This is a genomic window from Actinophytocola xanthii, assembly GCF_001921205.1.
GTDB classification, from domain to species: Bacteria; Actinomycetota; Actinomycetes; order Mycobacteriales; family Pseudonocardiaceae; genus Actinophytocola; species Actinophytocola xanthii.
In genome coordinates this window covers 1-2,783 of record NZ_MSIE01000163.1, presented here as the reverse complement: position 1 = coordinate 2,783, position 2,783 = coordinate 1, and the positions used below count along the sequence as shown (strand labels likewise).

General features: G+C 67.7%; 3 protein-coding genes. 2 read left to right on the top strand and 1 reads right to left on the bottom strand.

The annotated features are described in order from the left end of the window. The first annotated feature begins 280 nt into the window (after positions 1–280). Positions 281–481: a hypothetical protein gene (locus tag BU204_RS40505; protein ID WP_158073582.1), complete on the top strand. Its 201-nt coding sequence runs from the start codon at positions 281–283 to the stop codon at positions 479–481. Between the two features lie 296 nt (positions 482–777). Here BU204_RS40505 and BU204_RS37675 read toward each other — a convergent pair whose 3' ends face one another. Then, positions 778–1,086, bottom strand: coding sequence for a hypothetical protein (locus BU204_RS37675; RefSeq protein ID WP_143230053.1), 309 nt, complete (start codon positions 1,084–1,086; stop codon positions 778–780). 236 nt (positions 1,087–1,322) lie between these two features. Here BU204_RS37675 and BU204_RS37670 point away from each other — a divergent pair, with 236 nt between their 5' ends. Beyond that, a complete protein-coding gene (locus BU204_RS37670) occupies positions 1,323–2,780 on the top strand; it encodes a DNRLRE domain-containing protein (protein ID WP_143230052.1) in 1,458 nt (485 codons plus the stop codon). The last annotated feature ends 3 nt before the right edge of the window (positions 2,781–2,783 follow it).

Below are 2,783 nucleotides of genomic sequence, written 5' to 3'. Positions count from 1 at the left end.
TGTCCACGCGACACGGTTACCGCGTCAACGTTCCTTGATGAGGCAGTAGAGCGTTGACGTGCAATGCCGGGCCGCTGTAACTGTGAGTCATGCGGCAGGGGCGATCTGGGAAAGGCTGATCCAGAAGCTCGCTGACCCTGGTGACGGCGCCGACGAGGTCCATGTGTCGAGACCCAACCATATCGGACAGCAGAGAGTCCGGCCGGCTGTCACCAGCGCGCCGCGGACCTGCGCCACGACAGGTTGGAGTCGTGTGAGGCGTCGGAGAAGGAGAACCGGCATGCCAGCTGAGATCAGCCGAGACCCGTGGGCGACGCTTGATGAGATCCTCGGTGTCGAGCCGGTCGTCGAGGTCGATGAGGGATCGGGGCCGGTGGCGTTCTATGGGCGGTGCTCGATCGAGGACAACCAGGATCGGAGACCGCCCTCGGTTGGCAGTTGGGTAACGCGAGCAAGTTCACGCGGCTCAGAAGGCCGCTGAAGTGGCCATCAGGCCAGGTAGGGACAGTGCGCGTGTCCGAGGGGCGTCGTGCACGCTGGCCACACGCGTCGAGCTTGACCTGAAGCGCGCCGTATGGTCGGCCCACTGTGACGGCGGTCTCGCCACGTCTTGGCTGGTGAAGGACGTGTGCGTCCGTTTGGCGGCTTGTCGCGGTGTATGCGATCAACAACTATCAGTGATGTTGTTCGGGTCGTGTGATGTCGGGGCATGCGCTGACCTTGCGGGGGTTCGTCGATAATGCGCCGCGTCACGACGCGCAGGTTTGACCTGCGCGTTCACTCCAGCCTGCGCCGGTTCGTGATCTCGATGGTGCTCGCCTCGCTGGTGGCTGTCCTCGTGGTTGCCGCGGCACCGTGGCGGGCTTCGGAGCCGGCGCCGCCGGCGGTGAAGGTGGCTGCCGACCAGGCGTCGGCCTCGGCTGCGGCGGTCCGGCAGGGCAGTCGGGTCGAGGTCGCGGGGCTGCGGTCGGAGATGTCCACGACCTTCGCGAACCCGGACGGGTCCTGGACGCTGGAGCAGTCGGTTGGCCCGGTACGGGCGCGGAAGGGCAGCAGGTGGGCGCCGGTCGATCCCACCCTCGCCAAGACGGCGAAGGGGACGTTCGCGACCAAAGGCCACCACGGCGACGGTCGAGGTCTCCGGCGGCGGCTCCGCCCCACTTCTGCGGGCCTCGGACGGTGATCGGGCGCTGACCCTGACCTGGCCGTCACCCTTGCCGGCGCCACGGGTCGACGGTTCGGTCGCGACGTACGAGGATGTGCTGCCGGGCGTGGATCTCCGTGTCCGCGCTTCGGATCAGGGCTTTGGGCACGACTTCGTGGTGAGGACACGGGCCGCGGCCACCGCGATGGCGCGGATCCGGCTCGGACTGTCCACGAGCGGACTGCGGGTCGCGGCTGATCGCGCAGGGAACGTGACGGCGGTCGACGCGACCGGTTCGGTGGTGTTCCAGTCACCGGCGCCGCTGATGTGGGACAGCACAGCCGAGTCCCCGGTTGAGCGGCCGGTCGGCGTCGTGCTGGGTTCCGGTTCGCTGACGCTGGTGCCGGACCAGGCGATGCTGCGAGACCCGGCGACGCGCTTCCCAGTGGTCATCGATCCCACGTTCAGCCACTACACCCCGAACGCCCGGAGCTCCTGGGCGCTCGTCCGCCGCTCGCATCCGAGCGGCAAGCACTGGAACCTGCAGCCGCGAGACGAGGACGAGCGCCTCGCCGGAGTCGCTCGGGTCGGGCACGCACCTGGGTGGCCGGGGGAGTACCTGGACCGGTCACTGTTCGCGTTCGACACCCAACGGCTCGCGGGAACGGAGATCCAGAGCGCGACCTTCCGGATCTGGCAGGTGTGGAAGTACTCGAACTCGTGCACCGCGGCGGACGTCGACCCCATGCAGTTGTGGCACACCGGAGGTATCAACGGGAACACGACCTGGAACCAGCAACCGGCTTGGCTCAGCAATCTGGCCCAGGTGCGGTCTGTGCCGAAGGCGGGTTACTGCGCTCCTGACTGGGTCGGCATGGACGCCAGAGCCGCCGTGGTCCAGAGTGCACAGAACGCCGCACCCACCGTCGTACTCGGGCTGCGGGCTGGGGACGAGGCCGGGGACAGCGGATGGAAGCGGTTCTACGTCCAGAACGGCACCTATCCGATGTTGTCGATCACCTACAACCACCGCCCCACGATTTCGGGCGTCGGTATCGAGCCGAGGCTGACCGCCTGCACCTGGTGCGGCGGGGTGCCGTGGGTCGGCAACTCGACGCTCAACCTGGTGGGCACGGTCAACGACCAGGACGGTGGACAGGTCACCGCCACCTTCAGGATTCGCAGGCCAGGCCAGAGCACCGTCTCGCAGAACCGGACCGCGGGGCATAAGGCCGCGACCCCTCTCGCGGTGAACTCCTCGATCGCCGACGGCACGACCGTCACGTGGGACGTCGCCGGCTCCGACGGTGACCTGGGCGTCGGTCCGGTCAGCGGGCCAAGTTTCCGGGTGGACAACACCAGGCCGGTCAACGGCCCCCGGGTGGCCTCCGCGTTGTACAAGTCGGACAACCGCTGGCACGGTGGGATCGGTGTCACCAGCGCGTTCACGTTCGCCCCCTCGCTCGCCACAGGTGAAACCAACGACATCGACCACTACACCTACGGTTGGCAGGATCCACCGGTCACCAAAGTCGCCGCAGCTGGCGGGCTCGGCGGCACTGCCTCGGTCGAGCTCGCACCACCTGGCGATGGTCCTCAGAACGTGTTTGAGATCTTGGTCGGCGTGGCTGGTTGATCT

What these genes read in the sequence shown, in the direction of transcription:
- BU204_RS40505 (WP_158073582.1), top strand. Translation starts at nt 281, where the DNA reads ATGCCAGCTGAGATCAGCCGAGACCCGTGGGCGACGCTTGATGAGATC.